Source organism: Streptomyces sp. NPDC020875, assembly GCF_040641415.1.
Taxonomy (GTDB): Bacteria; Actinomycetota; Actinomycetes; order Streptomycetales; family Streptomycetaceae; genus Streptomyces.
The window spans coordinates 1-25,796 of sequence record NZ_JBFADP010000002.1 but is presented as its reverse complement, the minus strand read 5'-3'; the positions used below and the strand labels follow the sequence as shown (position 1 = coordinate 25,796).

Below are 25,796 nucleotides of genomic sequence, written 5' to 3'. Positions count from 1 at the left end.
CTGGTCGTGCTTGTGGTTGTGCTCCCGGCCCGGCCCGGCCTGGCCGGGCAGGGCTGTGCCGTAAGCCGTGCCCGGGGTGGCGGCGCGGCCGGTCAGGCCCGGGCGGGGGCCTGACCGGCGTCCGGGTACGGGTCCTCGGAGGCACGGCGGGCGGCGCGGGGAGACGGCGTCTCCTCCCCGGCATCACCGGTGCCGTCCCCGGACACCGCTCCGCCGTCGGCGTCCTCGACCGCCCCGGCGCGCCCGGCGGACTCACCGGACTCGTCCGCCGCGCCGCCTACGGCCCCTGAGCCTTCCGCGCCTTCCGCGCCCTCCGCGCCCGCTGTGTCGTCGACGTTTTCTGCGTCTTCTGCGCCGCCTTCTTCGTCACCCGTGTCCTCGTACTCCGCGTCCTAGTCGTACTCCCCGAGGAAACCGGGGACCCAGTCCTCCAGTTCGTCCCGGAGCCGTACGGTCGCGTTGAGCTGGCAGAGCACCCCGATCGTGCTGAGCGTCACCCGGTGGATCAGCAGATACGACGGCGGCAGATTGAGCTGCTTGCCCAGCTGATGCGCGGGGGAGCGGAGGTCGGCTATTCGCGCCGCCTGGGACCGCATCCAGCCCCGGCTGAAGGTGAACTCGTCCACTTCGGCCGGTTCGATGATCGGCAGCAGATACTCCAGGACCGCGTCCGGGTCGAGATCGATCTCCTCCTTGACGAAGCCCTCCTCCCGGAGCGTCTCGTAGACCGCGTCCGCCTCGCCCTCCAGCGTCATCCGCAGCGACTCGCCGATCTGCGGCGGAAGCCCGCCCGGAAGCCGGTCGACCGTGCCGAAGTCCAGTACCCCGAGCCGCCACTCCTCCCCGTCCGCCCCGGGGACCAGCCGGAAGTTGCCCGGATGCGGATCCGCGTGCAGCAGCCCGGTCCTGGCCGGTCCCGAGAACAGGAACCTGGCCAGCAACTGGCCCGCCCGGTCACGCTGCTCCGGCGAACCCCCGGCGATCACCTCCGCCAGCGGTATCCCCTCCAGCCACTCCGTGACCAGCACCTGATCCGACTGATGCACCACATCCGGGACCAGCACATCGGGATCGTCCGCGAACTCCGCCGCGTGCGCCCGCTGCGCCTCGGCCTCCAGCGCGTAGTCCAGCTCCTCCGCCACCCGGTCGCGCAACTCCGCGATCAGCGGCTTCACATCCATCCCCGGTATCAGCGGGCCCAGCAGCCGGGCGAACCGGCTCAGCTGGGTGAGGTCCGACAGCAGCGCCGCCCCCGCCCCCGGATACTGCACCTTCACCGCGACCGGCCGCCCGTCGGCCCAGACCGCCCGGTGGACCTGGCCGATCGAGGCGGCGGCCGACGGGGCGTCCTCGAACTCCAGGAACAGCTCCCGCCACCCCTCGCCCAGCCGTTCCGCGAGCACCCGGTGCACCGTACTCGTCGGCATCGGTGGAGCCGCGTCCTGCAACTTGGTGAGCGCGGCGCGATAGGGACCGGCGACGTCCTCCGGCAGGGCGGACTCGAAGACCGAGAGCGCCTGCCCGAACTTCATCGCGCCGCCCTTCAACTCGCCCAGCACCTTGAACAGCTGCTCGGCGGTCCGCTGTTGCAGCTCCCGGGCGACGATCTCGGCCGGTCTGCCCCCGATCCGCTTGCCCAGCCCCCAAGTGGCCCGCCCCGCGAACCCCAAGGGCAGCGCGGCCAACTTGGCGGTCCGAGTAACCGCCTTCCGGGGAAGATCAGACATACGCCCCTCCTAATCCCGAATGCCGACAGCCATGCCGCGTGAGCCCGACGGTTCGGCCCCCGTGCCGCGTCACCCCGCCATTCTCTCGTGAGACCCGGGCGGTCCCGGGGTGTCATCCCCCTCACTTTTCCGGTAGGCGCCGCAGACGCACCGCGGATGCGGGGCCAGCGGCTCCCGGCGCCAGTCCAGCAGCGGCAGCGACGTCTCCCAGCGGGCCCCGGCGGTCAGCGGCAGCTCGCCGTCGAGGAAGGAGAGCGCGTGCGCCGCCGCCAGCCCCGCGACCGTCGACGCCAGCGACAGCTCGCAGGCGGGCACCGGCACCCGGCGCCCACCCGAACGCCACTGGGCCAGCAACCGTGGCCAGCCCGGGTCGCGGTCGGTCCTGGCCAGCTCCATACAACTCGCGCAGGCCGTCCCGCCGGGCAGGACCAGCGGGCCCACCACCCCCGTCGCCTCGACCACTCCCGCGTACAGATGAGGCACGCCGCCCGCGATCCAGTCGGCCGCCGGGAGCGGATCCGGGACATAGGCCCCCAGACCGTCCCGAGGACAGACCACCACCAGCGCCAGCCCCGGCTCCCCCGGCAGGTCCCCGCCCCCGCCGGGGGAGGAGCGCGGCGGACGCCCGGGCGCCGCCCGGCGGACCAGACGGCGGGCCGACAGATCGCGGCGCTCTCCGACCGCGCCTGCGGGCAGCCCGCCGGGCGTGACGTCCCCCGGCTCCGTACAACCGCCGTCGAGTACCTCGACCCCGCCGACCCCGGCCGCCGACAGCAGCGCGGCGACGGAGGCCCCGACCCGGCCCGCGCCCCTGACCCGGACCCGCAAACCCCGCCGGACCGCGAGCCGGCGCAGGCCGCCACCCGGTTCCGGGTCGACCACCGACAGCGAGGCCGCGTCCGGGCGGAGCCGGTCGAGCGCGTCCCGGCGCCGCCGCAGGGCCTCGGCGGCGGGGCCGCCGCTGCTCGCGTCATCGATCAGACCGGCCGCCGTCAGCCGTCTGACCAGGCTCTCGGCCAAGCCGTCCGGCAGCCCCATCGTCCGCGCGTCGGCCCGCAGCAGATCGAGATCGCGCGACCCGTCGAGCCGTTCCAACAGAGCCCCGGTCGCGGTGTCGACCGGGCCGATCGACACCGCGTGCGCGGGTGTCACCCCGAACTGGACCGTCTGCCGGGCACGCCAGGCGCGCCGTAACGCCGGTTTCACCATCGGACGCATCGCCGTTCCCCCTGTTTCCGTTCGTGCGGCGCGCTTTTCGATCATGAAAGCGGCCGGACTTCCGAGCCGCCTTCCGATCGCGCCGGTGGGATCAGAATGCACGGCCGGGTCCGCGAGGGGGGAAAGTTGTCCACAGGTGTGGGCGTGCGGGGTGATTATCGTTTCAATGCTGTGTTCGTGTGGTGGCGCACGGCGGAGTTCAGCGGAGAACCGACGCGGAGCCGGTGCTTCTGCGGCATTCAGCGGGTAACGTCATGGCGTGTCCGTCGACCCTTCCTCCCGTGTCGCCGGCCGGACCCCGCCCGGGGGCGGGGAAAGCCCGCGGCGCCGTGCCACCGGCCGTGCCTCCCGAGGGGCGGCGACCAGTGCGGTCGAGGTCCGCAGAAGCGCGCGCCGCAGCCGGACCGTCTCCGCCTATCGCGAGGGCGACCGGACGATCGTCCTGATCCCGGCCCGGATGTCGGAGGCCGAGGAGCGCCGCTGGGTCGGTGTGATGCTGGACAAACTGGCCGCGCAGGAGAACAAGCGGATCCTCGGTGACGGAGAGCTGGCCGAGCGCGCGGAGCGGCTCTCCACGCAGTATCTCGACGGTCGGGCCCGCCCCGCGTCGGTGCGCTGGGTGACGAACCAGAACACCCGCTGGGGCTCCTGCACCCCGGCCGAGGGCAGTATCCGGCTCTCCCACCGCCTCCAGGGCATGCCCGAGTACGTGGTGGACTACGTCCTCGTCCACGAACTCGCCCATCTGCTGGTCCCCGGGCACGGGCCCCGTTTCTGGCGGCTGCTTGAGGCGTATCCGCGGACCGAGCGCGCCCGTGGCTATCTGGAGGGCGTCGTCGCCGCCGAGCGGTTGCCCCGGCCCCCGTACGGCGAAGGCGAAGGCGGCGAGGGCGGCGGAGACGGCCGGGACCGCGGGGACGACGTCGGGCCTGCGGCGGGCCCGGCCCCCGACAACGGCTGATCCCCTCACGACGCCGGGGTCCGGGGCGCACCAGTCCGAGGCGCGCCGGTCCGGACCGATCCGAGGCGGTGCCCCTCGGCGCCCCGTGCCCGGTCTCCCGTCGTCGGACGGCGGTCCCCGTGTACCGATACTGTCCCGGCACGCATCGGCCCCTTGGCCGGATGTGGTGGCCAGCGGTTAGCCTGGCGCGACGCATTCGTCGTTTTTTTCGGGATGGGGGACGGTCGTTACGCATGGCCAGGGAATTCCAACGCGGCCACAAGGCCAAGATCAGTGATCTCACCGCGGGTACGGATCTGTATGTCGGCGTATCGATCGCCGCCCCCGGTCTGACCTTCGACATCAGTTGTTTCGGGCTGGACGCCGACGAGAAACTCTCGGACGACCGGTACTTCGTCTTCTTCAACCAGCCGAAGTCCCCGGAAGAGTCCATTCAGCTGCTCGGCGCGCAGTCCGGGGACACCGAGTCGTTCCGGGTCACGCTCGACCGCATACCGGCACACATCACCAAACTCAGCTTCACCGCCACCATCGACGGCGCGGGCCAGATGTCGCAGGTCGGCCCCGGTTACGTCCGGATCGTCGCCGGAGGCGAGGAAGTCGCCCGCTACCCCTTCACGGGTGCGGAGTTCACCACCGAGCGCGCGGTGATGCTCGGCGACTTCTATCTGAAGGACGTCTGGCGGTTCGCCGCCGTCGGCCAGGGCTTCGACGGCGGGCTCGACGCGCTGCTGCGGAACTTCGGCGGCGAGGTCGCCGAGGACCAGCCGGCCGCCGCGCAGGCCCCGGCCCCCGCGGCCCCGCCCGCGTTCGGCGCCCCGCCACCCGCCGCACCGGCCGCACCCGTCCCGCCCGTCGCCCCCGCCCCGCCGGTGCCGCCCGTCGGACAGCCGTATCCGCCGCAGCCCGCGCCCGCTTTCCGCCAGCCCCCGGTGCCCCCGGCCCCGCCCGCGGCCGTACCTCCGCCGGGCGCGCCCGTACCGCCGCCCGTCGCGGCCCCGCCGTTCGGTCAGGTCCCCGGCCAGCAGCCGCCGTTCGGCCAGGTGCCGGGCCAGCCGCCCGTCGCCGCGCCGCCGTTCGGTCAGATGCCGGGTCAGCAGCCGCCGTTCGGCCAGGTCCCCGGGATGGCCCCGCCGCCCGCCGCCGCCCCGCCGTTCGGATACGGCCAGCCCGGTGTCCCCGGCGCCCCCGCCGGTGTTCCGCAGGGCATGCCCGCCGCCGGTCCCGGACTCCACGCCGCCCTCCAGTCGTACCGCGAAACGCCTACCGGGCAGCGCTGGACCCCGCAGAACCAGCAGCTGATGCGGGTCGACGTGGCCATGGGCGGTACCGCCGTCCTCGCCCGCAGCGGCAGTATGGTCATGTACCAGGGCAAGATTGATTTCAGCCACAAGAGCAACGGCGTCGCGGGCCGGATCACCGGCCGGGCCACCGGCCAGGAGATGCAGCTGATGCGCTGTACCGGCCGGGGACAGGTCTTCCTCGCCGAGAACAACGCCCATCTGCACCCCATCGAACTGCAGGGCGACGCGATCTGCGTCTCCGCCGAGAACGTCCTCGCCTTCGACGAGTCCCTCCAGTGCGAGGTCCGCCGGATCGAGGGCCACGGCATCCCCGGCGGAGTCCTCTTCACCCTCCAGTTCCAGGGCACCGGCACCGTCGTCGTCAAGACCCACGGCACCCCGGTCGTCCTCCCGGTCACCCCGAGCACCTTCGTCGACACCAACGCCATCGTCGCCTGGTCCGCCGCGTCGCAGGTGATCGTGGCCTCCCAGGTCCGGCTGCGCCGCCACTCGTACCCGGGACACAGCGGCGAGACCGTGAACCTCCAGTTCCGGGGCGCGCCCGGCAACTTCGTCGTCGTCCAGCCCTACGAGGTCTGAGGGAGCCCGAAGACATGAACCAGCAACTCGCGGGCTACGCCCCGACCCCCGTGGCGGCCCGGATGGAGAACCACGGCCGCACCATGCTCAAGGTGGCCATGGCCACCGGCCAGGACCTGTTCGCCAGAACCGGCTCGATGGTCGCCTACGAGGGCTTCGTCCAGTACGAGGCCAATCCGCCCTCCGCCCAGCAGGCGCTGTCGCAGTGGGCCACCGGCGAAGGCGCGCCGATCATGCGCTGCCACGGCGACGGCGTGCTGTATCTCGCCGACTACGGCGCCGATGTCGTGGTGATCTACCTCGACAACGACGCCCTCTCCGTCAACGGCTCCAACGTCCTCGCCTTCGACGCCCATCTCCAGTGGGGTGTCCAGAAGGTCAAGGGCATGGCCAAACTCGCCGGCACCGGCCTGTGGAACGTGGAGATCGCGGGCACCGGCTGGGTCGCCCTCACCTCCCGCGGCACGCCCATCGTGGTCGACTGCGGCCGGGGCCAGGACGAGACCTACGTGGACCCCGACGCCCTCGTCGCCTGGTCACCGCATCTGAAGGTGAAGGCCAAGCGGAGCATGAAGGCCGGGGCCCTGATCGGCCGAGGCACCGGGGAGGCGTACCAGATGGCCTTCTCCGGGGAGGGCATCGTCGTCGTCCAGCCCAGTGAGGACAACACCGACCGGCTGCGGATCCGGGGCTGAGGGGGAGCGGAAGAACACCATGCAGAGCCCACTTTTCACCTATGGCGAGCAGCAGACACAGGAGCGCTACGCCGTCCAGAACCCGCAGCTTCTGCGGGTCACCCTGAAGGGCAACGACGACGTCCTCGCCCGTAAGGGCGCGATGGTCGCCTATCAGGGACTCGTCGACTTCGACGGCGAGTACCAGAGCGCGAGCAGCCGCCGCAGCCGGGAACGGACCGGCGAGGGCCTGGACCTGATGCGCTGCTCGGGCCAGGGCACCGTCTACCTCGCCAACCTCGCCCAGCACATCCACCTCGTGGACATCGACAGCGGCGGTCTGACCGTCGACAGCGCGTACGTCCTCGCCCTCGACCCCGATCTGCGGACCGAGGTTCTCGCGGTCGACAGCGAGTACGGAATCTCCGGCTCCGGGAAGTACCAGCTCAATATCTCCGGACAGGGCAAGGTCGCCCTGATGACCTCCGGCCAGCCGCTGATGCTGCGGGTGACCCCCGACTCGTATGTGAACGTCGACTCCGACGCGATCGTCGCCTGGTCGACCGGGCTGCGGGTGCAGATGCAGGCCCCGACGACGTCCACCAGCGTCCGGACCCGGCGCGGCAACACCGGCGAGGGCTGGGAGCTGAGCTTCCTCGGCCAGGGCTACGTCCTCGTTCAGCCGAGTGAGGTCATGCCGCCGCAGAACGCCCAGATCGGCGAGGGTGTCCGCGGCCAGTTCGGCGCGGACGGCCGCAACCGCGGCAACGCCTGGAACTGACCCCGGGCGGTACCCGCGTACCGACGGCGACAAGGGGTGCCCGTCCTCCGCGCAGGAGGACGGACACCCCTTGTCGCCTTTGCCGCGCCCCGGACCGGCCGCCCGCGGGCGGCCCGCCACGGCCGGGCTCGGTGAGTCCGTACGGGCCCGCCACTGTCGGGCCCGTACGGAGACACCGCATCCGCTCGTACGGACGCCCGGCGCCGGACCCGTACCGTACGGGCCCCGGCTACGCCGCCCCCGCGACGGCGCCGCTACAGCACGGCCCTGGCCCGCTCCATCAGCCGGACCACCGAATCGTCCGCCACCTCCGCCACCTCGGCATAGCCGAACCAGCGCACATCCAGCGACTCGTCACTGACCAGGGCCGTCGCACCGGCCGGGGCCAGCGCCGCGTACTGCACATCCAGATGCCAGTGGCAGGGCGCCGGAATCGGATGCCGGTCCAGCCGGACCGGGCCCGGCACACCGTCCCGGACGGCCACCAGCGTCAGCCCCGGAATCCCGGACTCCTCGGTCGCCTCGCGGAGCGCCGCAGCCGCCAGCGACGGATCGCCCGGCTCGCAGTGACCGCCCATCTGGAGCCACATCCCCAGCTTGCGGTGGAGGGTCAGCAGCACCCGCTCCCGCCCCGGATCCACGATCAGCGCGCTGGCGGTCAGATGCCCCTCACCGCACGCCTTCCACATCCCGTCCGGACGGGCCGCGAGATGGTCCAGATAGCGCAGCCGCAGCTCTTCCTGCTGGGCGTCGCCGCCGGTGTCATGCCCCTTCAGTACGGCGACGGCGTCGTCGTGCAGGCTCACCGGCCCGGGCCCTCCGTCCCGTCGCCGTCGCCTTCCTTGCCCTCGTCCTTGCCGTCGCCCTCGGCCTTGCCGCCGTTCCCGCCCCGGTCGGTGCCGTCACCGGACGCCGCCTCGCCGAGCATCTTGTCCAGCTCCGAGAAGTCCAGCTGCTCGCTGTGGACGAAACCGTCCGGGTCGTCCAGGTCGGTGGCGGTCGGCAGCATGTCCGGGTGCTCCCAGAGCGCGTCCCGGCCGTCCATCCCGCGCGCGTCCGTCAGCGACGCCCAGAGCCGCGACGCGTCCCGCAGCCTGCGCGGACGGAGCTGGAGCCCGATCAGGGTGGCGAAGGTCTGCTCGGCGGGGCCGCCCGAGGCGCGCCGCCTGCGCAGCGTCTCGCGGAGCGCGTCGGCCGATGTCAGCCGGGACGAGGCGGCGGCGTGCACCACCGCGTCCACCCAGCCCTCCACCAGCGCCAGCGCCGTCTCCAGCCGGGCCAGCGCCGCCTTCTGCTGCGGGGTGTCCTCCGGCTGGAACATGCCCTGCTGGAGCGCCTCCTGCAGCTGCTCCGGATGCGAGGGGTCGAACTGCCCCACGACGTCCTCCAGCTTGGAGGTGTCGACCGTGATCCCCCGGGCATAGCCCTCGACGGCCCCGAAGAGATGCGACCGCAGCCACGGCACATGGGCGAAGAGCCGCTGGTGAGCGGCCTCGCGCAGGGCCAGATAGAGCCGGACCTCCTCCTTGGGGACACCCAGGTCCTTGCCGAGCGCCTCCACGTTCAGCGGCAGGAGGGCGGCCTTACCGGCCGGGCCGAGCGGCAGACCGATGTCCGTGGAGCCCACGACCTCACCGGCCAGAACGCCCATCGCCTGCCCGATCTGCTGACCGAACATGGCGCCGCCCATGGAGCGCATCATGCCGATCAGCGGGCCCGCCATGGCCTGCATCTCCTCCGGCAGCACCCCGCCCATCGCCGTGCCCACCCGCTCGGCGACCGGGTCGACCAGCTGCTTCCACGCCGGGAGAGTCGCCTCGACCCACTCGGCGCGGCTCCACGCCACCGCCGTGTTCGCACCCGACGGCAGGGACGTCACGCCGTCCAGCCAGAGATCCGCCAGCCGCAGCGCCTCCTCCACCGCCGTACGGTCCACGGGGCTCACTGAGGCGTCCTTGACGCCGTCCGCCGTGCCCTGGGAGACGGTCTGCCGGGCGATCTGCTTGGCCATGTCCCAATTGACCGGACCGCCCTCGTAGCTCAGCATCTGGCCGAGCTGCTGGAACGCGGCGCCCAGATCCTGCGGGCCCATGGCTCCGAACATGGCGGCGAAAGGATTGTCCCCGCCACCGGGCCCGCCGCCGAATCCGAAGGGATTCTGCGGGGACGAACCGCCGGCGCCGCTGCCACCGCCCGCGGGGTCCTTCTTCTTGCCGTCGCCGGGCTCCGGCTCCTCCGGCGGAAGGCCGAATCCGAATGGGGTGTCACTCACGGGTTTCCTCGGCTCGTAGGGCCGCCGGCTCCGGGCCGACGGCGAATGCCCTCACAACACCACCCAGCGTAGACATCCCGGCCCGCATCCGGGCTCGGTGCTCCGTCGGCTCGTGGCCTGCGGCAGGATGGACGCCACCTGGTCCGTACGCGTCATACCGTACGTACTGAAGACAACCGCTGGAGACACCTGGTGAGTTCCCCAGATCCGCAGGTTCGCGGAGCGCGAAACCGCTCAACCCCGACCCCGGGCGAGGGGGCCGCAGGTCGCGGACCCGTCGTCGCGGTCACCGGTGCCGCCACGGGCGTCGGAGAACTGCTGGCCCGGCGGCTGGCCGCCTCCGACGAGGTGGGGCGGGTCGTCGCCATCGACGAACGCCGGGGCGAGGTCCCCGAGGCCACCTGGCACGTTCTCGACGTCCGCGACCCGGCGATCGCCGAGAAGCTGCGCGGCGCCGACGTCGTGGTGCACCTCGCGCTCGACCTCGATCTCGAATCCGACGACACCGCCCGCAGCGCGTACAACGTACGCGGTACGCAGACGGTCCTGACCGCGGCCGCGGCCGCGGGCGTCCGCCGGGCCGTGCTCTGCACCTCGGCCATGGTCTACGGCGCCCTGCCCGACAACGACATCCCGCTGTCGGAGGACGCCGAGCTGCGGGCCACCGCCGAGGCCACCGGCGTCGGCGACCTCCTGGAGATCGAACACCTGGCCAAGCGCGCGCCCCGCGCCCACCCGGGACTGAACGTGACCGTCGTCCGGCCCGCCGTCCTCGTCGGCGGTACGGACACCGCGCTGACCCGCTACTTCGAATCGCCCCGGCTCCTCGTGGTGGCCGGATCCCGGCCCGCGTGGCAGTTCTGCCATGTCGAGGACCTGGTCAGCGCCCTGGAGTACGCGGCCCTCGAAAAGGTCGACGGCGAGTTGGCCGTCGGCTGCGAGGGCTGGCTGGAACAGGAGGAGGTCGAGGAGCTGAGCGGGATCCGCCGGATGGAACTGCCGTCCGCGGTCGCCCTCGGCGCCGCGGCCCGGCTGCACCGGATCGGCGTCACCCCGTCCCCGGCCGGGGACCTCGCCTACACGATGCACCCCTGGGTGGTCAGCGTCAGCCGGCTCCACGCCGCCGGATGGCGGCCCGCCTGGACCAACGAGGAAGTCCTCACGGCCCTCCTGGACGAGGTCGCGGGCCGCCACACCGTCGCGGGCCGCAGGCTGGGCCGCAAGGACGCGGCGGCGGCGGGCGGGGCCGCGGCGACGGTCGCCCTGCTCGGCACGGCCGCGCTGGTACGCCGGGCCCGCAAGGCCCGCCGCCGGATCTGACGCCCGCGCCGGGCGGCCCGGGCACCCCCGGGCGCCCCGGCGCGGCCCCGGCCGGCCGGGGCGGCGGTCGCCGGTGGCCCGGGAACGACGGCGTACGGCACGATGAGGCCATGACGACCAGGCACGATCACCCGGGGGAGCGGGCGGGCCACGATCCGCTGCGGCTCCTCGCCGTCCGTGATGCCCCGCTCTCCGTGGACGAGGTCCTCGCGGCGGTCGGCGACCCCTCGGCCGGGGGTACGGCCCTCTTCGTCGGAACCGTACGGGACCACGACGCCGGGGCCGACGTACGGGCACTCGGCTACTCCTGCCACCCCACGGCCGAGGCCGAGCTGCGCCGGGTCGCCGAGAAGGTCGCCGCCGACTACCCGGTCCGCGCCCTCGCCGCCGTCCACCGGGTCGGCGACCTCCGGGTCGGCGACCTCGCGGTGGTCGTCGCCGTGGCCTGCCCGCACCGCGCGGAGGCGTTCGCGGCCTGCCGCCGCCTCATCGACGACCTCAAGCGCGAGGTCCCGATCTGGAAGCACCAGACCTTCGCGGACGGCACGGAGGAATGGGTCGGCGCGTAACTCTTCTTCCCGGCCGCGCCCCGGTCCCGCCTTGCGCTGCGAGCCTCAGCGCCTTGGCTCCCCGGCTTGCCGCCTCACTCCCCGGGTCTCGCCCGGCGGCCTGCTGTTGTCGGCGGTCCGCGGACCGCCTGTGGCTTGTCGCGCAGTTCCGCCCCCTACGCCTTCGGCGGTGGGGGGACCCCCAGCGCCACCTGGGTTGCTCTCCTCGTCGCCCTCGTAGAGAGGCGGGCCCGTCCCAGGGCGGGGCTCCCCTCCCGGGGCTGGGTTCTGTCCCCCTTCCGGTGCTCGGGAGAGCGTTTAGGGGCGCGGGGAACTGCGCGACCAGCCACCCACGGTCCGCAGGCCGCGAAGAAGATCAGGCTGCCGGGCGCGGCCCGGGTCTTTCGGCGGTGCCGTGGAGGGCCGAGGCGCCGGGGGTCCCCCCATTGCCGGAGGCATAGGGGGCGGAACTCCGCGAACGGCCACACGCGCGGTCCGCGGACCGCGTACAAGATCAGGCTGCCGGGCGCGGCCGGGGGCGTCTGGGCGGCGCCCCGGAGGGCCGAGGGGCGCCCCGGAGTCCGAGTGGTGCGGCGTACTCCGATTTGCGTAACCGGGCCCCTGGTACGAGCGTTGAAGCGGTGGATGATTAATCTGTTGATCACTCAGCCGGAGTCGCCGCGACGGTCTCCGGCCGCGCTGGTCCATGGGGTAGGGAGGTCGCGATGGCAGCACTCGCATGGTTGCTGATTCCGCTGTTCGCTGCCGTCGGTGCCGCGATATGGGGAGGCTGGGCCTCACGCAACCGGACCACCGGTGACGTGGCCGAACTCGCCGGTTACGCGCGGTTCCGCGACGCGATGGAGAAGGCGGGGTCCACCGGCCGCGGCGACGGCTGACGGCCCGCGCCCGGCTCCCGTACGAGCCGCGCCGCCCCGCCCACCTCGGGCGGGCCTACGAGCCCCGCCCGCCCCGGGCGCCTCCGGAAGGGATCCGGTACCGGCCGGTGCCGGGCCCGGATCCGGCCCCGGGTGCCCCGATCCGCGTCGCTCCCCGTACGGACCGGCCCGGACGGCGCACGGACGGTCCCGTCCCGTACTGTCGTTCCATGCCACGCCGCACCGCGACGATGCTCGCCGCCTCGCTGATCGCCGTCGCGCTGCTCTGCGCGGGCATTCTGATCCCGGTGAAGTACGCGGAGATGTCGCCGGGCCCCACGGTCAACACCCTGGGCGAGGCGGGCGGCGAACCGGTTCTCCGGATCTCCGGGCGGAAGACCTACCCGACCTCGGGCAACCTCAATATGACCACCGTCCGCGTCACCGGCGCCGATTATCGGATGAATCTGGTCGAGGCGATGTACGGCTGGCTCGCCCACGACAATGTCGTCGTACCGCACGACACGCTCTACCCCGACGGGCAGACCGAGGAGCAGTCCACCCAGGAGAACGCCGAGGAGTTCAGCCAGTCCCAGGAGAGCGCCAAGGTCGCCGCCCTGAAGGAGCTGAAGATCCCGGTCGGCTCGCGGGTCGTGGTCGCCACCGTCGTCAAGGGCACCCCCGCCGAGGGCAAGCTGCACGCGGGCGATGTGATCAAGGCCGTCGACGGTCAACCCGTCGAGGAGCCGGCCGATGTGGCGAAGCTGGTCACCAAGAACAAGCCCGGTGAGGACACCGTCTTCACCGTCGTCCCGGCGAAGGAAGCGGCCGAGGCCGAGAAGGCCGGGCGGGAGCCCGTCACCACCGAGCGGATCACCATCACCACCGCGAAGGCCGAGGGGAAGCCCGACCGGGCGGTCGTCGGCATCCAGGCCGGGACCGACCACACCTTCCCGTTCACCATCGACATCAATCTCGCCGATGTCGGCGGGCCCAGCGCCGGGCTGATGTTCGCCCTGGGGATCGTCGACAAGCTCACCCCCGGCGATATGACCGGCGGGAAGTTCGTGGCGGGCACCGGCACCATCGACGACGACGGCCGGGTGGGCCCGATCGGCGGTATCGCGATGAAGCTGGTGGGCGCGCGGTCCGCCGGGGCGGAGTACTTCCTCACCCCCGCCGACAACTGCGCGGCGGCGGCCGCGGACATCCCCGACGGGCTGACCCTGGTCAAGGTCGACACCATGGCCGACGCCACCAAGTCCCTGGCGAAGATCAAGTCCGGCGACACCGCCGGGCTGCCGTCCTGCGCCAAGGGCTGACCCGCCCCCGGCCCCGCCCGCCACTCCGGACCGCCCGGTCCCCCGGGGACCCGCCCACAGCACCCCCGGCCGTACGGACCCGCCCGCCGGGCCGTGCTCCGGCCGTACGGGCCCCGCCGCTCGGGCAGGGCCCCGTACGAGCGCAGGGGCGGCCCCGCGCCCCGGCTACGCCTCGAAGGTCGCCGACAGGGCATCGGCCAGCCCCGGGACCAGGTCGGGGCCGGTCAGCACGTCCGTGGGGGAGTCCTTCTCACGGAGCCGCAGGGCCGACTCGCGGGCGCCGTCCCGCAGCACGGCCACCGTCATCCGGACCTCCTGGCGGTCCGGGTGCTTCGCCACCCAGCGGGCGAGGGACGCCTTGTCCAGGTTGTCCGGAACCGATGCCTCCGCCGTGGGGGGCAGCATCTGCCGCTCGACGGTCAGGGCACAGCCCGCCACCGCGTCGGGCCAGGCGATCGTGGCCAGGAACTCGTCCAGCGGCGTACCGGCCGGGATCTCGTCCTGCTCGATCGGGGTCAGCGGCGCAGCGGTCTCGTCGCCGGAGAGCCCCAGCTGCTCGGCCAGACCGGGCTCCTGGGACCGCAGCTGAGCCGTGTCGACCAGGGCGAAGAGCCGGGCGGGCAGATCCCAGCCGAGGGTGGCCGCGTATTCGTCGATCTCCAGGACCGCCCGGGTCAGCGGGCTCGCCGCGATTGGGCCGGACGCGGCGGGGGACGGAGGGGTGGATTCATTGGACATGCCCATATCCTGCCTCTTCCGCGGCCCCGGCCGGGAACCGGCCGCCCCGCACCCGACCGGGGCACCGGAACCGCCCGGATCGGGACCCCGTGACGGGAACTAGGTAAAGCCTCAGTAAGTTGCATCAAGGGGCTCTACGATCGCGGGGCCCGCTTGACACGACCGCCCGGTACCCGTCCGGGCGGTCATACGATCGCGAACTTCGAGGTGCGCACGTTGGCTTTCCAGATGCCGGACCGCGGCGGAGGCCCCCCGACCGGGCCACGGATCAGGGTGGGACGGCCGTCCCGGCGTGTCCGCACCCTCTTGATGACACTGGGTGTGCTGGCCGTGCTGGCCATGGCGTTCGTCATGTTCGCCGGGTTCTGGACCGACTGGCTGTGGTACCGCTCCGTCGAGTACTCGTCGGTGTTCACCACCACCCTCTGGACCAAGATCGGCCTGTTCGCCGTCTTCGGCCTGCTGATGGCGGTCGTCGTCGGTCTGAACATCTGGCTCGCGCACCGGCTGCGCCCGCCGCTCAGCGCCATGTCGCTGGAGCAGCAGAGCCTCGACCGGTACCGGATGGGCATCGCCCCGTACAAGAAATGGGTGCTCCTCGGGATCACCGCTCTCGTCGGGCTGATCGCCGGAGCGTCCGCCACCGGTCAGTGGAAGACCTGGCTCCAGTGGGTCCACGGGGTCCCCTTCGGACAGAAGGACCCCCAGTTCAAGCTGGACGTGGCGTTCTACGCGTTCGATCTGCCCTGGTACCGGTTCCTGCTCGGCTTCGGCTTCGCCGCCGTCGTGCTGTCGCTGATCGCCGCCGCCCTGACCCACTACCTCTACGGCGGGCTCCGCGTCACCAGCCCCGGCGCCCGGGCCACCGCCGCGGCCACCGGACACCTCTCCGTCCTGCTCGGCGTCTTCGTGTCGCTGAAGGCCGTGGCCTACTGGCTCGACCGGTACGGCCTGGCGGTGAAGTCCAGCGACTTCAAGGCCACCGGCAACTGGACCGGACTGCGGTACGTCGACGCCAACGCCTATCTCCCGGCGAAGACCATCCTCTTCTGCATCGCCGTCATCTGCGCCGTGCTCTTCTTCGCCACCCTGTGGCGGCGGACCTGGCAGCTGCCCGTCATCGGCTTCGGCCTGATGGTGCTGTCGGCGATCCTGATCGGCGGGCTCTACCCGGCGATCGTGCAGAAGTTCCAGGTCCAGCCGAACGAGCAGGCCAAGGAGGCGCCGTACATCCAGAAGAACATCGACGCCACCCGTAAGGCGTACGGCATCGACCAGGCGAAGCCCGAGGACTACGCCGGCCGGGCGGATCCCAAGCGCCGGGCCGAGCAGCGGGAGGACGCCAACTCGGCCGCCAGCTACCGCGTGGTCGACTCCAATGTGGTGTCGCCCGCGTTCCAGCAGCTCCAGCAGGAGCGGCGGTACTACCAGTTCCCGACGACGCTCGACGTCGACCGCTACCCCGGTGCCGACGGCAAGCCGCAGGACACCGTGATCGGTCTGCGCGAGCTGAACATCGAGGGCATCCCCAAGCGGAACTGGATCAACGACCACTTCACCTACACCCACGGCTACGGCGCCATTGCCGCCAAGGGCACCAGTGTCGTGACCGATCCTGACAAGGGGACCGTCGGCGCGCCCGAGTTCACCGAGTCCGGCATGCCGACCAAGGGCAACCTGGTCAAGGGCGAGTACGAGCAGCGGGTCTACTACGGCGAGAAGACCACCCAGTACTCGATCGTCGGCGGACCGCAGAAGGAGCTGGACTACGAGGCCGCCAGTGGCGACACGAAGTACACCAGCTTCAAGGGCAAGGGCGGCGTCAGCCTCTCCAGCACGCTGAACCGGGCGGCGTACGCGCTGGCCTTCAGCGAGCCGCAGATCCTCTACTCGGGCGCCGTGGGCGAGGGATCGAAGATCCTCTACAACCGCACGCCCAAGGAGCGCGTCGAGGCCGTCGCGCCCTGGCTGACCATCGACGGCGACGCCTACCCGGCGGTCGTCGACGGCCGGATCCAGTGGATCATCGACGCCTACACCACGACGAACGGCTATCCGTACGCCTCCCGGACCACCCTCGGCGACACCACCGCCGACTCGCTGACCACCAACCAGCGGGCGGTCGTGGCCCAGCAGAACCAGGTCAACTACATCCGGAACTCGGTCAAGGCCACGGTCGACGCCTACGACGGCTCGGTCAAGCTGTACCAGTGGGACACCAAGGACCCGGTGCTGAAGACCTGGATGAAGGCGTTCCCGGGGACGGTGAAGAAGAAGAGCGAGATCAGCGCCGAGCTGAAGTCGCATCTGCGCTACCCCCAGGACATGTTCAAGGTCCAGCGCGAGCTGCTGACCCGGTACCACGTCACCGAGCCCGACCAGTTCTACAGCGGCTCGGACGCCTGGCAGGTGCCGGACGACCCGACGAACAAGAAGGAAGCACGCGCGGTCCCGCCGTACTACCTGAGTCTGAAGATGCCGGGCGACACGGCCCAGAAGTTCTCGCTCACCACGACGTTCACCCCCGCCGGACGGCCCAACCTGGGCGCGTACATGGCGGTGGACGCCGATGCCAACAGTCCCGGGTACGGCTCGATAAGGCTGCTGAGAGTCACCGAGACGGTCCAGGGGCCGTCGCAGGTGCAGAGTGAGCTGAACGGTGTCACGGAAGTCGCGACCTTCGTCCGGGACCTCAGAGGAACCGACTCGGACATCGAGTACGGCAACCTGCTGACGATCCCGCTCGACGGCGGATTCCTCTACATCGAGCCGGTGTACGCCCGTGGTGGCGCCGCCAACTATCCGCTGCTGAAGAAGGTGGCCGCGGCCTACAGCGGTGGCAAACCGGTCTTCAAGGACAGCCTGACGCAGGCGCTGGACGCGGCCTTCGAGCAACCCTCGAAGGAACCGCCGGCCACCAAGCCGCCGGGTGACGGCACCAAACCGCCGGGCGACGGCACGACCAAGCCGCCCACGACGCCACCGGCCACCGGTGACGCCGCGGTGAAGGAGGCGATCGAGGAAGTGCTGAAGGCACACGCGGACGTCGACGCGGCCCTCAAGAAGGACCCGACGGACCGTGAGGCCGTCGGCCGGGCCGAGGACGCGCTGGACGCGGCACTGGACCGGCTGGCCCAGGCCCAGGGGACACCCGCACAGGGCGCGGCGAAGCCACCGGCGTCGACCCAGAGCCCACCGTCGTCCACCTAGGACGGCGCGCGGGCGGCTCCGGCGCAGCCGCCGGGAGTGCGCTGAACTGCGGACATCCCGCGTCTGGTAGTCTTCAGACATACCGACGCGGGGTGGAGCAGCTCGGTAGCTCGCTGGGCTCATAACCCAGAGGTCGCAGGTTCAAATCCTGTCCCCGCTACTGAATCATCGAGGGCCCGGATCCATTGAGGATCCGGGCCCTCGATGTGCGTGATGGTGCGGAAGAACGGAAGAGGGAGGGAACCGAGCGCGCCGCCCGGGGAGTTGAGCCGATAAGTGTTTGACTTATCTCTCTGTGGGCATGTCGACAAAACGCTGAAGTGACCTCACTGGCTGCGGTATACCAGGTGTAAGCGGGTTGCGGGTGGTGCGACGATGGAATTCATGGGGGACAGGACGACTCTGTTGGAGACCGGGCGGTTTGTACGGCCACATGCCGATCAGGCGGCGGGCGCGCCGAACGCGGCGCTTCCGGCCGCCCTGACGGGCCGGGCCGATCTCACCGCCGAGCCCGAGCCGGGCCGGTCCGCCGTCGTGCGGCCCCGCGGCACGGCCGGTCACGGCCACGGGCGCGACACGATCGGTGGACGTACCGACTCCCGTACGACATCTGGTGCTGGTGATACCGCTGGTGCGAATGTTGACGTTGTGGAGACCGCTGGCGCTGAGGCACGGCACCGCCGCGCGGCCGACGCCGGCGATACCGCCGCCATGAGCATGCTCGGCTCGATGCTGCTGCGCCGGGGCGACCTCGACGGCGCCGAGCCCTATCTGCGCGGCGCCACCGCCGCCGGTGACCGGGCCGCGGCCAACAACCTCGGCGTACTCCTCCACCAGCGCGGCCACCCCGACGAGGCCGCCGGATGGTGGCGGATCGCCGCCGTCGCCGGCTCCGCCGCCGCCGCGCACGCCCTCGGCCGCCACTTCCGCGAGCGCGGCGACGAGACCGCCGCCGAGTACTGGCTGCGCCAGTCCGCCGAGCAGGGCCACGCCCTGGGCGCCTACGCCCTGGCGGACCTGCTGGAGCACCGCAGCGACGTGGGCGCCGAGCGGTGGCTGCGGGCCGCCGCAGAGCAGGGGCACCGCGAGGCGTCGTACCGGCTGGCCCGGATGCTCGACCTGCGCGCCGCCGACGAGACCGCCCGCGCGGGCGCGCCGTCCCCCTCCCCGGGCGGTACGGCGGGCCCCGACACCGGTACGGGCGCCCGCGCGCTCACCGGCCTCGACGAGGCCGCCCAGTGGTACCGGCAGGCCGCCGCGCGCGGCCACCGGCGGGCCGCGCTCCATCTGGGCGCGATCCTGGAGAAGCGGGGCGAGCTGAAGGAAGCCGGGCGGTGGTACCTCACCTCCGCCAAGGACGGGGAGACCCGGGCCGCCTGCGCCCTGGGCTTCCTGCTCCGCGACGCGGGCGACGAGGAGAGCGCCGCGGTCTGGTGGCTGCGGGCCGCCCAGGAGGGCGACGGCAACGCGGCCAACGCGCTCGGCGCGCTGCACGCCGCCCGCGGCGAGCCGCAGACCGCCGAGCGCTGGTACCGGGCCGCCATGAGCGCGGGCGACGTCAACGGCGCCTACAACCTCGGGCTGCTCTGCACCGCCCAGGACCGGACCGCGCAGGCCGAGCAGTGGTACCGGCAGGCCGCGTACGCCGGTCACCGCGAAGCGGCCAACGCACTCGCCGTCCTGCTGCTCCAGGCGGGCGACCCGGTCGGCGCCGAGCCCTGGTTCTCCAAGGCCGCCGAGGCGGGCAGCGTCGACGCCGCGTTCAACCTGGGCATCCTCTACGTCGGCCGGGACGACGACCGTACGGCCCTGAAGTGGTACGAGCGGGCCGCCGCCGCCGGGCACACCGAGGCCGCGCTCCAGGTCGGCACGGCCCGGCTGCGCGAGGGCGACGAGCAGACCGCCGAGCGCCATCTGCGCTGCGCGGCGGGCGGCGGCAGCGCCGAGGCCGCGTTCCGGCTCGCCACCCTGCTGGACGCCCGCCAGCCGCCGCCGGGCCCGCCCGCCCTGGGCGAGACGACGGCCGCGAAGACCGAATGCGAGGAGTGGTACGAGCGGGCCGCCGAGCAGGGCCACCGCAGGGCGCAGGTCCGGGTCGGGATGCTGGCCGCGGCGCGCGGCGACATCGCCTCGGCGGCCCGCTGGTACCGGGAGGCGGCCGAGGCGGGCAGCCGCAACGGCGCGTTCAACCTCGGGCTGCTGCTGGCCCGCGACGGCAACGAGCGCGAAGCGGCCCTCTGGTGGACCCGGGCCGCCCACGCGGGCCACGGCCGGGCCGCGCTCCGCCTCGCGCTGCTGGCGGCGCGCCGCGGCGAACTGGCCGAGGGCAAGCGGTGGTGCGCGCGGGCGGAGGAACTGGGCCCCTCGGAGGTCACGGAACGCGCGGCCCGCCTCCGCGACGCGCTCCACCAGGAGCTGACCGCCTGACCCTCCGGGGGCCTTGGCCTCGGCCCGCGTCCGGCGACCTGACGCCGTACGCGGTCCGCGTCACCGTCGTGGTTGCTCGCGCAGTTCCCCGGCCTGTGCCTTTGGCGAGGGGGGCCCAGCGCCTTGGCCCTCCACGGCGTCGCCGAAAGACCCGGGCCGCGCCCGGCCGCCTGGTCTTGTTCGCGGTCCGCGGACCGTGGCTGGCTGGTCGCGCAGTTCCCCGCGCCCCTAAATGCTCTCCCCGGCACCGTCCCCGAAATGGGCCCCGGCCCCGCTCACAAAGGGCCAGTCCCTTTCCGAGGGCGACCAGGAAGGCAACCAGGGGCGCGCGGAACTGCGCGAGCAACCAACCACGGTCCGCAGGCCGGGGAATACCCGATGGCGCCGGGCGAGACCGGGTAGTCGGCGACGCCGTGGAGAGCCAAGGCGCTGGGGTCCCCCCATCACCGAAAGCACAGGCCGCGGAACTGCGCGAACAACGCCCGGCGCCCCGGGTCGTGCGTGGCGGGGCCTTCCCGGAGGGGATTTGCTTTGGGCGGGGGTGGCACGTACTGTTGGGTTCACCGACGCGGGGTGGAGCAGCTCGGTAGCTCGCTGGGCTCATAACCCAGAGGTCGCAGGTTCAAATCCTGTCCCCGCTACTGAAACCGAAGGCCCGGATTCCTCAGGGAATCCGGGCTTTCGGCATGTTCCAGGATGTGCGGAGCGCCCCGGCGGCCTCGTCGCCGCCGGGGGTTAGGCGCAGTTCGGGCAGATGCCCTTGTACGTCACCTCGACGTCCGAGACCGTGAAGCCGAAGCGCTCGGAGTCGGGCAGGTCGGCCAGCGGGTTTCCCGCGGGGTGGACGTCCCTGATGGCGCCGCAGCCGGCGCAGACCAGGTGGTGGTGGGGGCGGTGCGCGTTGGGGTCGTACCGCTTGGCGCGGCGGTCCGTGGCGACTTCCAGCACCTCGCCGAGGGAGACGAGCTCGCCCAGGGTGTTGTAGACCGTCGCCCGGGAGATCTCCGGGAGCCGTTCCACGGCACGCGCGTGTACCTCGTCGGCGGTCAGATGGACGTGCTCGCCGTCGAGGACCTCGGCCACTACTCGCCGCTGGGCGGTCATGCGCCAGCCGCGTCCGCGGAGTCGTTCCAGCAGGTCACTCATAAGGACCAGCTTAACAGCGGTGCGACCAGATCCCGAACGGGTGTGACTTTGGATGCGCGCTTGACTTAGACAAAGTCCATCGTAGGATCGGGTTCGGCGGAACGATCGCCATGGGACAGGACACGCAGGTATGACGCAGGAGGCGCACGTGACGCAGGGACCGCTCACCACGGCAACCGGGGCTCCGGTCGCCGACAACCAGAACAGCGAGACGGCGGGCGTCGGCGGACCGGTCCTCGTCCAGGACCAGCTCCTGTTGGAGAAGCTCGCCCACTTCAACCGCGAGCGCATCCCGGAGCGCGTGGTCCACGCCCGCGGCGCCGGTGCCTACGGCACCTTCACCCTCACCCGGGACGTCAGCGAGTGGACCCGGGCCGCGTTCCTCTCCGCGGTCGGCAAGGAGACCGAGGTCTTTCTGCGCTTCTCGACGGTCGCGGGCAATCTGGGCGCCGCCGACGCGGTGCGCGACCCGCGTGGTTTCGCCCTGAAGTTCTATACCGAGGAGGGCAACTACGACCTCGTCGGCAACAACACCCCGGTGTTCTTCGTCAAGGACGCCATCAAGTTCCCGGACTTCATCCACACCCAGAAGCGCGACCCGTACACGGGTTCGCAGGAGCCGGACAACGTATGGGACTTCTGGGGTCTCTCCCCGGAGTCGACCCACCAGGTGACCTGGCTCCACGGCGACCGCGGCATCCCGGCCTCGTACCGTCATATGAACGGCTACGGCTCGCACACCTATCAGTGGAACAACGAGGCGGGCGAGGTCTTCTGGGTCAAGTACCACTTCAAGACCGACCAGGGCATCAAGACCCTGACCGCCGCCGAGGCCGACGAGCTGGCCGGTAAGGACCCCGACAGCCACCAGCGGGATCTGCGGGAGTCCATCGAGCGGGGCGGGTTCCCGAGCTGGACCGTGCAGGTGCAGATCATGCCCGCGGCGGAGGCGGCGAACTACCGCTTCAACCCGTTCGACCTGACCAAGGTCTGGCCGCACGCGGACTACCCGCCGATCGAGATCGGCAAGCTGGAGCTGAACCGCAACCCGGAGAACATCTTCGCCGAGGTCGAGCAGTCGATCTTCAGCCCGGCGCACTTCGTGCCCGGTATCGGCCCCTCCCCGGACAAGATGCTCCAGGGCCGTCTCTTCGCCTACGGCGACGCCCACCGCTACCGCGTCGGCATCAACGCCGACCACCTGCCGGTGAACCGGCCGCACGCCACCGAGGCGCGTACCAACGCCCGCGACGGCCTGCTGTACGACGGCCGCCACAAGGGCGCGAAGAACTACGAGCCGAACAGCTTCGGCGGCCCGCACCAGACGGACCGGCCGCTCTGGTCGGCCACCGCGGTCAGCGGGGTCACGGGCGACCACGCCGCCCCGAGCCATGCCGAGGACAACGACTTCGTCCAGGCCGGTGACCTCTACCGGCTGATGTCCGAGGACGAGAAGGGCCGGCTGGTCGACGCCCTGGCCGGCGCCATCTCGGGGGTGTCGCGGGACGACATCGCCGAGCGGGCGATCAACAACTTCCGTCAGGCGGACGGAGACTTCGGCAAGCGGCTGGAAGCCGCGGTCCAGGCCCTGCGCGGCTGACGGCGCCCGCCGGAGGAGTCGGAGGCCGGTGCCCCGTCGGATCACGACGGGGCACCGGCCTCCGCGCGTTCGCGCGACCGGGCCGGTGGTGACCGGCCGGGTCAGCCGACCAGGGTCGTCCGGTGGCGGCGGGCCGGGGCCCAGCAGCGGACGATGTCGCGTACGGAGACGATGCCGACGGGGCCGTTGTCGTCCAGCACGATCAGATGGCGGAATCCGCCGTGGGACATGGCCTCCGCCGCTTCCTCCAGGGTCCAGGAGGGTGCGGCGAAGACGACGTCGGTGGTGGTGTGGGCGCCGGCGGTCTCCCGGTCGGGGTCCTGCCCGGTGCCGACGGCGGTGAGGATGTCGCGCTCGGTCAGGATGCCCGGTCCCTCCCCGTCGCCGTCGAGGACCACGGCCGCGCCGACGCGACGGGAGGACATCAGACCGGCGGCCTGACGGAGGGTGTGAGCGGGCCCGATGGTGAGGACCACCGTGCTCATGGCGTCACGGACGAGCATGGATGGGGCCACCTCCTTGGGGAACCGGCCTTTCGAGAACCGATTCACAAGTTCACAAACGAGGGCACTTTCAGAGTTGCAGCCCTCGGGAGCGGCATCAAGGGGGTAGGAGGGTCGGATTCCGCGTGCGATGCGGCGTCGGTCCGGAGTCCGGTTCGACGGTCGAATCCGCGTCCGATCGCTCGCCGATTCCGCCCGCCGCCCGCCGTGGCGCGCGGTGGCCGGAATCGGTCGTTCCTCCTCGGTGAACCGGTACGACAATAGGGCGGCGGTACGGCACCGATCCCGTACCGCCGTCCGTCAGGCGCCGACCGTCAGGTGCCCCTCGGGCTACGGCCGCCCGGGGTCCGTCAGGCGTCGCCGAGCCGGGCCAGCAGCTCCTCGTGGAGCAGCCCGTTCGACGCCACGCCGTTTCCGCTGTGCGGGCCCGGCCGCCCGTCGAGGCCGGTGAAGACCCCGCCCGCCTCCTGGAGGACGACGACCAGCGCGGCCATGTCCCAGAGCGACAGCTCGGGCTCCGCGCAGATGTCGACGGAACCCTCGGCGACCATCATGTACGGCCAGAAGTCGCCGTAGGCGCGGGTGCGCCAGCAGTCCCGGGAGAGCTGGAGGAAGGCGTCCAGCCGACCCCGCTCCTCCCAGCCCGTCAGCGACGAGTAGCCGAACGAGGCGTCCGCGAGCCGGGACACCCGGGACACCCGCAGCGGCGTCGCCGAGGTGAGCGAGCGGCCCGTATAGGCGCCCGAGCCCTTCGCGGCCCACCAGCGCCGCCCGAGGGCGGGCGCCGAGACCACCCCGACGACCGGCTGGTAGACGCCGTCGTCGTCCTGGGCGGTGAGGGAGATCAGGGTCGCCCAGACCGGTACCCCGCGTACGTAGTTCTTGGTGCCGTCGATCGGGTCGATCACCCAGCGGCGGGGTCCCGTGCCCTGCACCCCGTACTCCTCGCCCAGGATCGCGTCCCTGGGCCTCGCCCGCTGGAGCTGTCCCCGGATCAGCTCCTCGGCCGCCCGGTCGGCCTCCGAGACCGGGGTCATGTCCGGCTTGGTCTCGACCTTCAGATCGAGCGCCCGGAACCGGGCCGTGGTGGCCGCGTCGGCGGCGTCGGCGAGGACATGGGCGAGGCGCAGATCATCGTCGTATTCGGGCATGATCCTCACCCTATCGGTGCGCCGCCGCGCCGGGCCGGGGCCGCCTGAGGCCCCCTTGACACCGTCCGGGCCCCCGTCAACTCTGGCAGGGACACGCCGACGCGCCCCGGGGCCTGGAGGTGACCGTGCCGACAGCGCGAGAGTCCCTGCTGAACGCCGCTCTGCGGGCGCTCGACCAGCGGCCCTGGTCGGCGGTTCGGATGGTCGACGTCGCAGCGTCGGCGGGGGTCTCCCGGCAGACCCTCTACAACGAGTTCGGCGGCAAGGACGGGCTGGCCCGGGCGCTGGTGCGACGCGAGGCCGATGCCTATCTGCACGGCGTCGACCGGCTCTTCTCGGAACGGAACGGACCCGGCGCGGTGGAGCGGCTCGTCGTCCTCGCCGAGTGGACCGTCGCCCAGGCGCGGGCCCGGCCACTGCTGCGGGCGCTGCTCACCGGCTGCTGGGGCGAACGGCTGCCTGCGCCGAGGTCCGCGGGGCGCGGCTCGCCGTCGGCCGGGGCACCCGCCCAGCGCCGCGCGGACGCCGGACCCCCGGCCCCCGCGGATGTGGCGGCGGCGGTACGGGACCGTACCCTCGCCGCCCTCGAACGGTCCCGTACGGGCGGCGGCCCCACCCATCCGGACGAGACGGCGATACTCGCCCACCGCTGCGAACTCACCGTCCGGCTGGCCCTCTCCTATGTCGTGGCTCCCGACCGCGAAGGGGTCGCGGCCCTGGTCAGGGCGGCCGTGGCGGCGCCCAGACGGCCCCCGCCCGCGGAGTGAACCCGGCCGAACGGACCGGTCGGCGCGCCGCCGTGCCTCCCCGAGCGGCGCGCGGTCGGGTGAATCGGTCACGTTTGCGGCGTACTGATGTTGGTAAGTGCATAATCGCAACAAGTCAGACGAAGCAGTCACCGACTGTCGGGGAGGCACACACATGGCGTGGCTGCTGGTGGTCGTCGCCGGGATCCTGGAGACGGGATTCGCCGTCTGTCTGAAGCTCTCCCACGGCTTCACCCGGCTCTGGCCGACGGTCGCCTTCGCCGCCTTCGCGCTCGGCAGCTTCGGCCTGCTGACCCTCGCGCTGAAGAAGCTCGACGTGGGCCCGGCGTACGCGGTGTGGACGGGGATCGGCGCGGCGGGTACGGCGATCTACGGAATGATCTTCCTGGGGGACCTGGTCTCCACCCTGAAGATCATCTCGATCTCCCTGGTGATCGTCGGCGTGATCGGCCTCCAGCTCTCCGGCTCCGCGCACTGATTTTTCCCGGGGGCCCCGAGCTGCGGAGCGCCTCCGCCGCGAACTATCCGCGCCGCGCCCGGTGGCCTGCTGCTGTTCGCGGTCCGCGGCCCGCCTGTGGCTTGTCGCGCAGTTCCCCGCGCCCCTAAATGCTCTCCCGCTCCCCGCCCCTGAGAAAAGGGGCCCGACTCCCTACAAGGGCGACGAGGAGAG

21 protein-coding genes and 2 tRNA genes are annotated in these 25,796 nt (G+C 72.2%); 15 read left to right on the top strand and 8 right to left on the bottom strand.

Annotation, left to right across the window (positions count from 1 at the left end; all coding sequences use genetic code 11):
* Nucleotides 1–392: 392 nt before the first annotated feature.
* Complete coding sequence (locus AB0G74_RS01380; protein WP_361139050.1) at nt 393–1,727, bottom strand: AarF/ABC1/UbiB kinase family protein; 1,335 nt, start codon at nt 1,725–1,727, stop codon at nt 393–395.
* A 69-nt stretch (nt 1,728–1,796) separates the two neighbouring features.
* Entirely contained in the window at nt 1,797–2,945 is a 1,149-nt protein-coding gene (locus tag AB0G74_RS01375; protein WP_361139048.1) for a ThiF family adenylyltransferase, read from the bottom strand.
* A gap of 259 nt (nt 2,946–3,204) precedes the next feature.
* Here AB0G74_RS01375 and AB0G74_RS01370 point away from each other — a divergent pair, with 259 nt between their 5' ends.
* The 4 genes from AB0G74_RS01370 to AB0G74_RS01355 all read left to right on the top strand — a co-directional run bounded on the left by AB0G74_RS01370 (nt 3,205) and on the right by AB0G74_RS01355 (nt 7,244).
* On the top strand, nt 3,205–3,906 hold the full coding sequence (locus AB0G74_RS01370) for a M48 family metallopeptidase (protein ID WP_361139045.1): 702 nt from the start codon (nt 3,205–3,207) through the stop codon (nt 3,904–3,906).
* A gap of 233 nt (nt 3,907–4,139) precedes the next feature.
* A complete protein-coding gene (locus AB0G74_RS01365) occupies nt 4,140–5,789 on the top strand; it encodes a TerD family protein (protein WP_361139042.1) in 1,650 nt (549 codons plus the stop codon).
* A gap of 14 nt (nt 5,790–5,803) precedes the next feature.
* The gene (locus AB0G74_RS01360; RefSeq protein ID WP_361139039.1) at nt 5,804–6,484 is read left to right on the top strand and encodes an AIM24 family protein; all 681 of its coding nucleotides are present in this window, start codon (nt 5,804–5,806) and stop codon (nt 6,482–6,484) included.
* A 19-nt stretch (nt 6,485–6,503) separates the two neighbouring features.
* Complete coding sequence (locus AB0G74_RS01355; protein ID WP_361139036.1) at nt 6,504–7,244, top strand: AIM24 family protein; 741 nt, start codon at nt 6,504–6,506, stop codon at nt 7,242–7,244.
* A gap of 254 nt (nt 7,245–7,498) precedes the next feature.
* On the opposite strand, the gene AB0G74_RS01350 is transcribed toward AB0G74_RS01355, so the two are convergent.
* Complete coding sequence (locus AB0G74_RS01350; RefSeq protein ID WP_361139033.1) at nt 7,499–8,050, bottom strand: NUDIX hydrolase; 552 nt, start codon at nt 8,048–8,050, stop codon at nt 7,499–7,501.
* Complete coding sequence (locus AB0G74_RS01345; RefSeq protein ID WP_361139030.1) at nt 8,047–9,516, bottom strand: zinc-dependent metalloprotease; 1,470 nt, start codon at nt 9,514–9,516, stop codon at nt 8,047–8,049. The genes AB0G74_RS01350 and AB0G74_RS01345 overlap by 4 nt, the downstream gene beginning before the upstream one ends.
* A 192-nt stretch (nt 9,517–9,708) precedes the next feature.
* On the opposite strand from AB0G74_RS01345, the gene AB0G74_RS01340 reads away from it, so the two are divergent.
* From AB0G74_RS01340 to AB0G74_RS01325, 4 genes are all read left to right on the top strand, one after another.
* On the top strand, nt 9,709–10,836 hold the full coding sequence (locus tag AB0G74_RS01340) for an NAD-dependent epimerase/dehydratase family protein (protein WP_361139028.1): 1,128 nt from the start codon (nt 9,709–9,711) through the stop codon (nt 10,834–10,836).
* Nucleotides 10,837–10,946: 110 nt separating this feature from the next.
* On the top strand, nt 10,947–11,405 hold the full coding sequence (locus AB0G74_RS01335; RefSeq protein ID WP_361139025.1) for a molybdenum cofactor biosynthesis protein MoaE: 459 nt from the start codon (nt 10,947–10,949) through the stop codon (nt 11,403–11,405).
* Nucleotides 11,406–12,109: 704 nt separating this feature from the next.
* Nucleotides 12,110–12,283, top strand: coding sequence for a hypothetical protein (locus tag AB0G74_RS01330; RefSeq protein ID WP_361139022.1), 174 nt, complete (start codon nt 12,110–12,112; stop codon nt 12,281–12,283).
* Between the two features lie 209 nt (nt 12,284–12,492).
* Nucleotides 12,493–13,584: a PDZ domain-containing protein gene (locus AB0G74_RS01325; RefSeq protein ID WP_361139020.1), complete on the top strand. Its 1,092-nt coding sequence runs from the start codon at nt 12,493–12,495 to the stop codon at nt 13,582–13,584.
* A 165-nt stretch (nt 13,585–13,749) separates the two neighbouring features.
* On the opposite strand, the gene AB0G74_RS01320 is transcribed toward AB0G74_RS01325, so the two are convergent.
* Nucleotides 13,750–14,322, bottom strand: a complete 573-nt coding sequence (locus AB0G74_RS01320) for a PPA1309 family protein (RefSeq protein ID WP_361139017.1) — start codon at nt 14,320–14,322, stop codon at nt 13,750–13,752.
* 228 nt (nt 14,323–14,550) lie between these two features.
* On the opposite strand from AB0G74_RS01320, the gene AB0G74_RS01315 reads away from it, so the two are divergent.
* The 4 genes from AB0G74_RS01315 to AB0G74_RS01300 all read left to right on the top strand — a co-directional run bounded on the left by AB0G74_RS01315 (nt 14,551) and on the right by AB0G74_RS01300 (nt 20,600).
* Nucleotides 14,551–17,532 (top strand): UPF0182 family protein, encoded by a 2,982-nt coding sequence (locus tag AB0G74_RS01315; RefSeq protein ID WP_361139486.1) that lies wholly within the window; start codon nt 14,551–14,553, stop codon nt 17,530–17,532.
* 86 nt (nt 17,533–17,618) lie between these two features.
* Nucleotides 17,619–17,692 (top strand) — tRNA-Met (locus AB0G74_RS01310).
* 215 nt (nt 17,693–17,907) lie between these two features.
* Nucleotides 17,908–19,959 carry a tetratricopeptide repeat protein gene (locus tag AB0G74_RS01305; RefSeq protein ID WP_361139015.1) on the top strand — a complete coding sequence of 684 codons (2,052 nt, stop codon included), beginning with the start codon at nt 17,908–17,910 and terminating at the stop codon, nt 19,957–19,959.
* A 567-nt stretch (nt 19,960–20,526) separates the two neighbouring features.
* Nucleotides 20,527–20,600, top strand: a tRNA-Met gene (locus AB0G74_RS01300).
* 94 nt (nt 20,601–20,694) lie between these two features.
* Here AB0G74_RS01300 and AB0G74_RS01295 read toward each other — a convergent pair.
* Nucleotides 20,695–21,105 carry a Fur family transcriptional regulator gene (locus AB0G74_RS01295; RefSeq protein WP_361139012.1) on the bottom strand — a complete coding sequence of 137 codons (411 nt, stop codon included), beginning with the start codon at nt 21,103–21,105 and terminating at the stop codon, nt 20,695–20,697.
* A 148-nt stretch (nt 21,106–21,253) separates the two neighbouring features.
* Between AB0G74_RS01295 and AB0G74_RS01290 the strand changes: the two genes are divergently transcribed.
* Nucleotides 21,254–22,705 carry a catalase gene (locus tag AB0G74_RS01290; protein ID WP_361139009.1) on the top strand — a complete coding sequence of 484 codons (1,452 nt, stop codon included), beginning with the start codon at nt 21,254–21,256 and terminating at the stop codon, nt 22,703–22,705.
* A 101-nt stretch (nt 22,706–22,806) separates the two neighbouring features.
* On the opposite strand, the gene AB0G74_RS01285 is transcribed toward AB0G74_RS01290, so the two are convergent.
* Together AB0G74_RS01285 and hisN are read right to left on the bottom strand one after the other, a co-directional pair.
* The gene (locus AB0G74_RS01285; RefSeq protein ID WP_361139006.1) at nt 22,807–23,208 is read right to left on the bottom strand and encodes a CBS domain-containing protein; all 402 of its coding nucleotides are present in this window, start codon (nt 23,206–23,208) and stop codon (nt 22,807–22,809) included.
* A 350-nt stretch (nt 23,209–23,558) separates the two neighbouring features.
* The gene (hisN, locus tag AB0G74_RS01280; RefSeq protein WP_361139003.1) at nt 23,559–24,359 is read right to left on the bottom strand and encodes a histidinol-phosphatase; all 801 of its coding nucleotides are present in this window, start codon (nt 24,357–24,359) and stop codon (nt 23,559–23,561) included.
* 125 nt (nt 24,360–24,484) lie between these two features.
* Here hisN and AB0G74_RS01275 point away from each other — a divergent pair, with 125 nt between their 5' ends.
* Both AB0G74_RS01275 and AB0G74_RS01270 read left to right on the top strand, forming a co-directional pair.
* The gene (locus tag AB0G74_RS01275) at nt 24,485–25,126 is read left to right on the top strand and encodes a helix-turn-helix domain-containing protein (RefSeq protein WP_361139000.1); all 642 of its coding nucleotides are present in this window, start codon (nt 24,485–24,487) and stop codon (nt 25,124–25,126) included.
* A gap of 154 nt (nt 25,127–25,280) precedes the next feature.
* Nucleotides 25,281–25,604: a multidrug efflux SMR transporter gene (locus AB0G74_RS01270; protein ID WP_361138997.1), complete on the top strand. Its 324-nt coding sequence runs from the start codon at nt 25,281–25,283 to the stop codon at nt 25,602–25,604.
* The last annotated feature ends 192 nt before the right edge of the window (nt 25,605–25,796 follow it).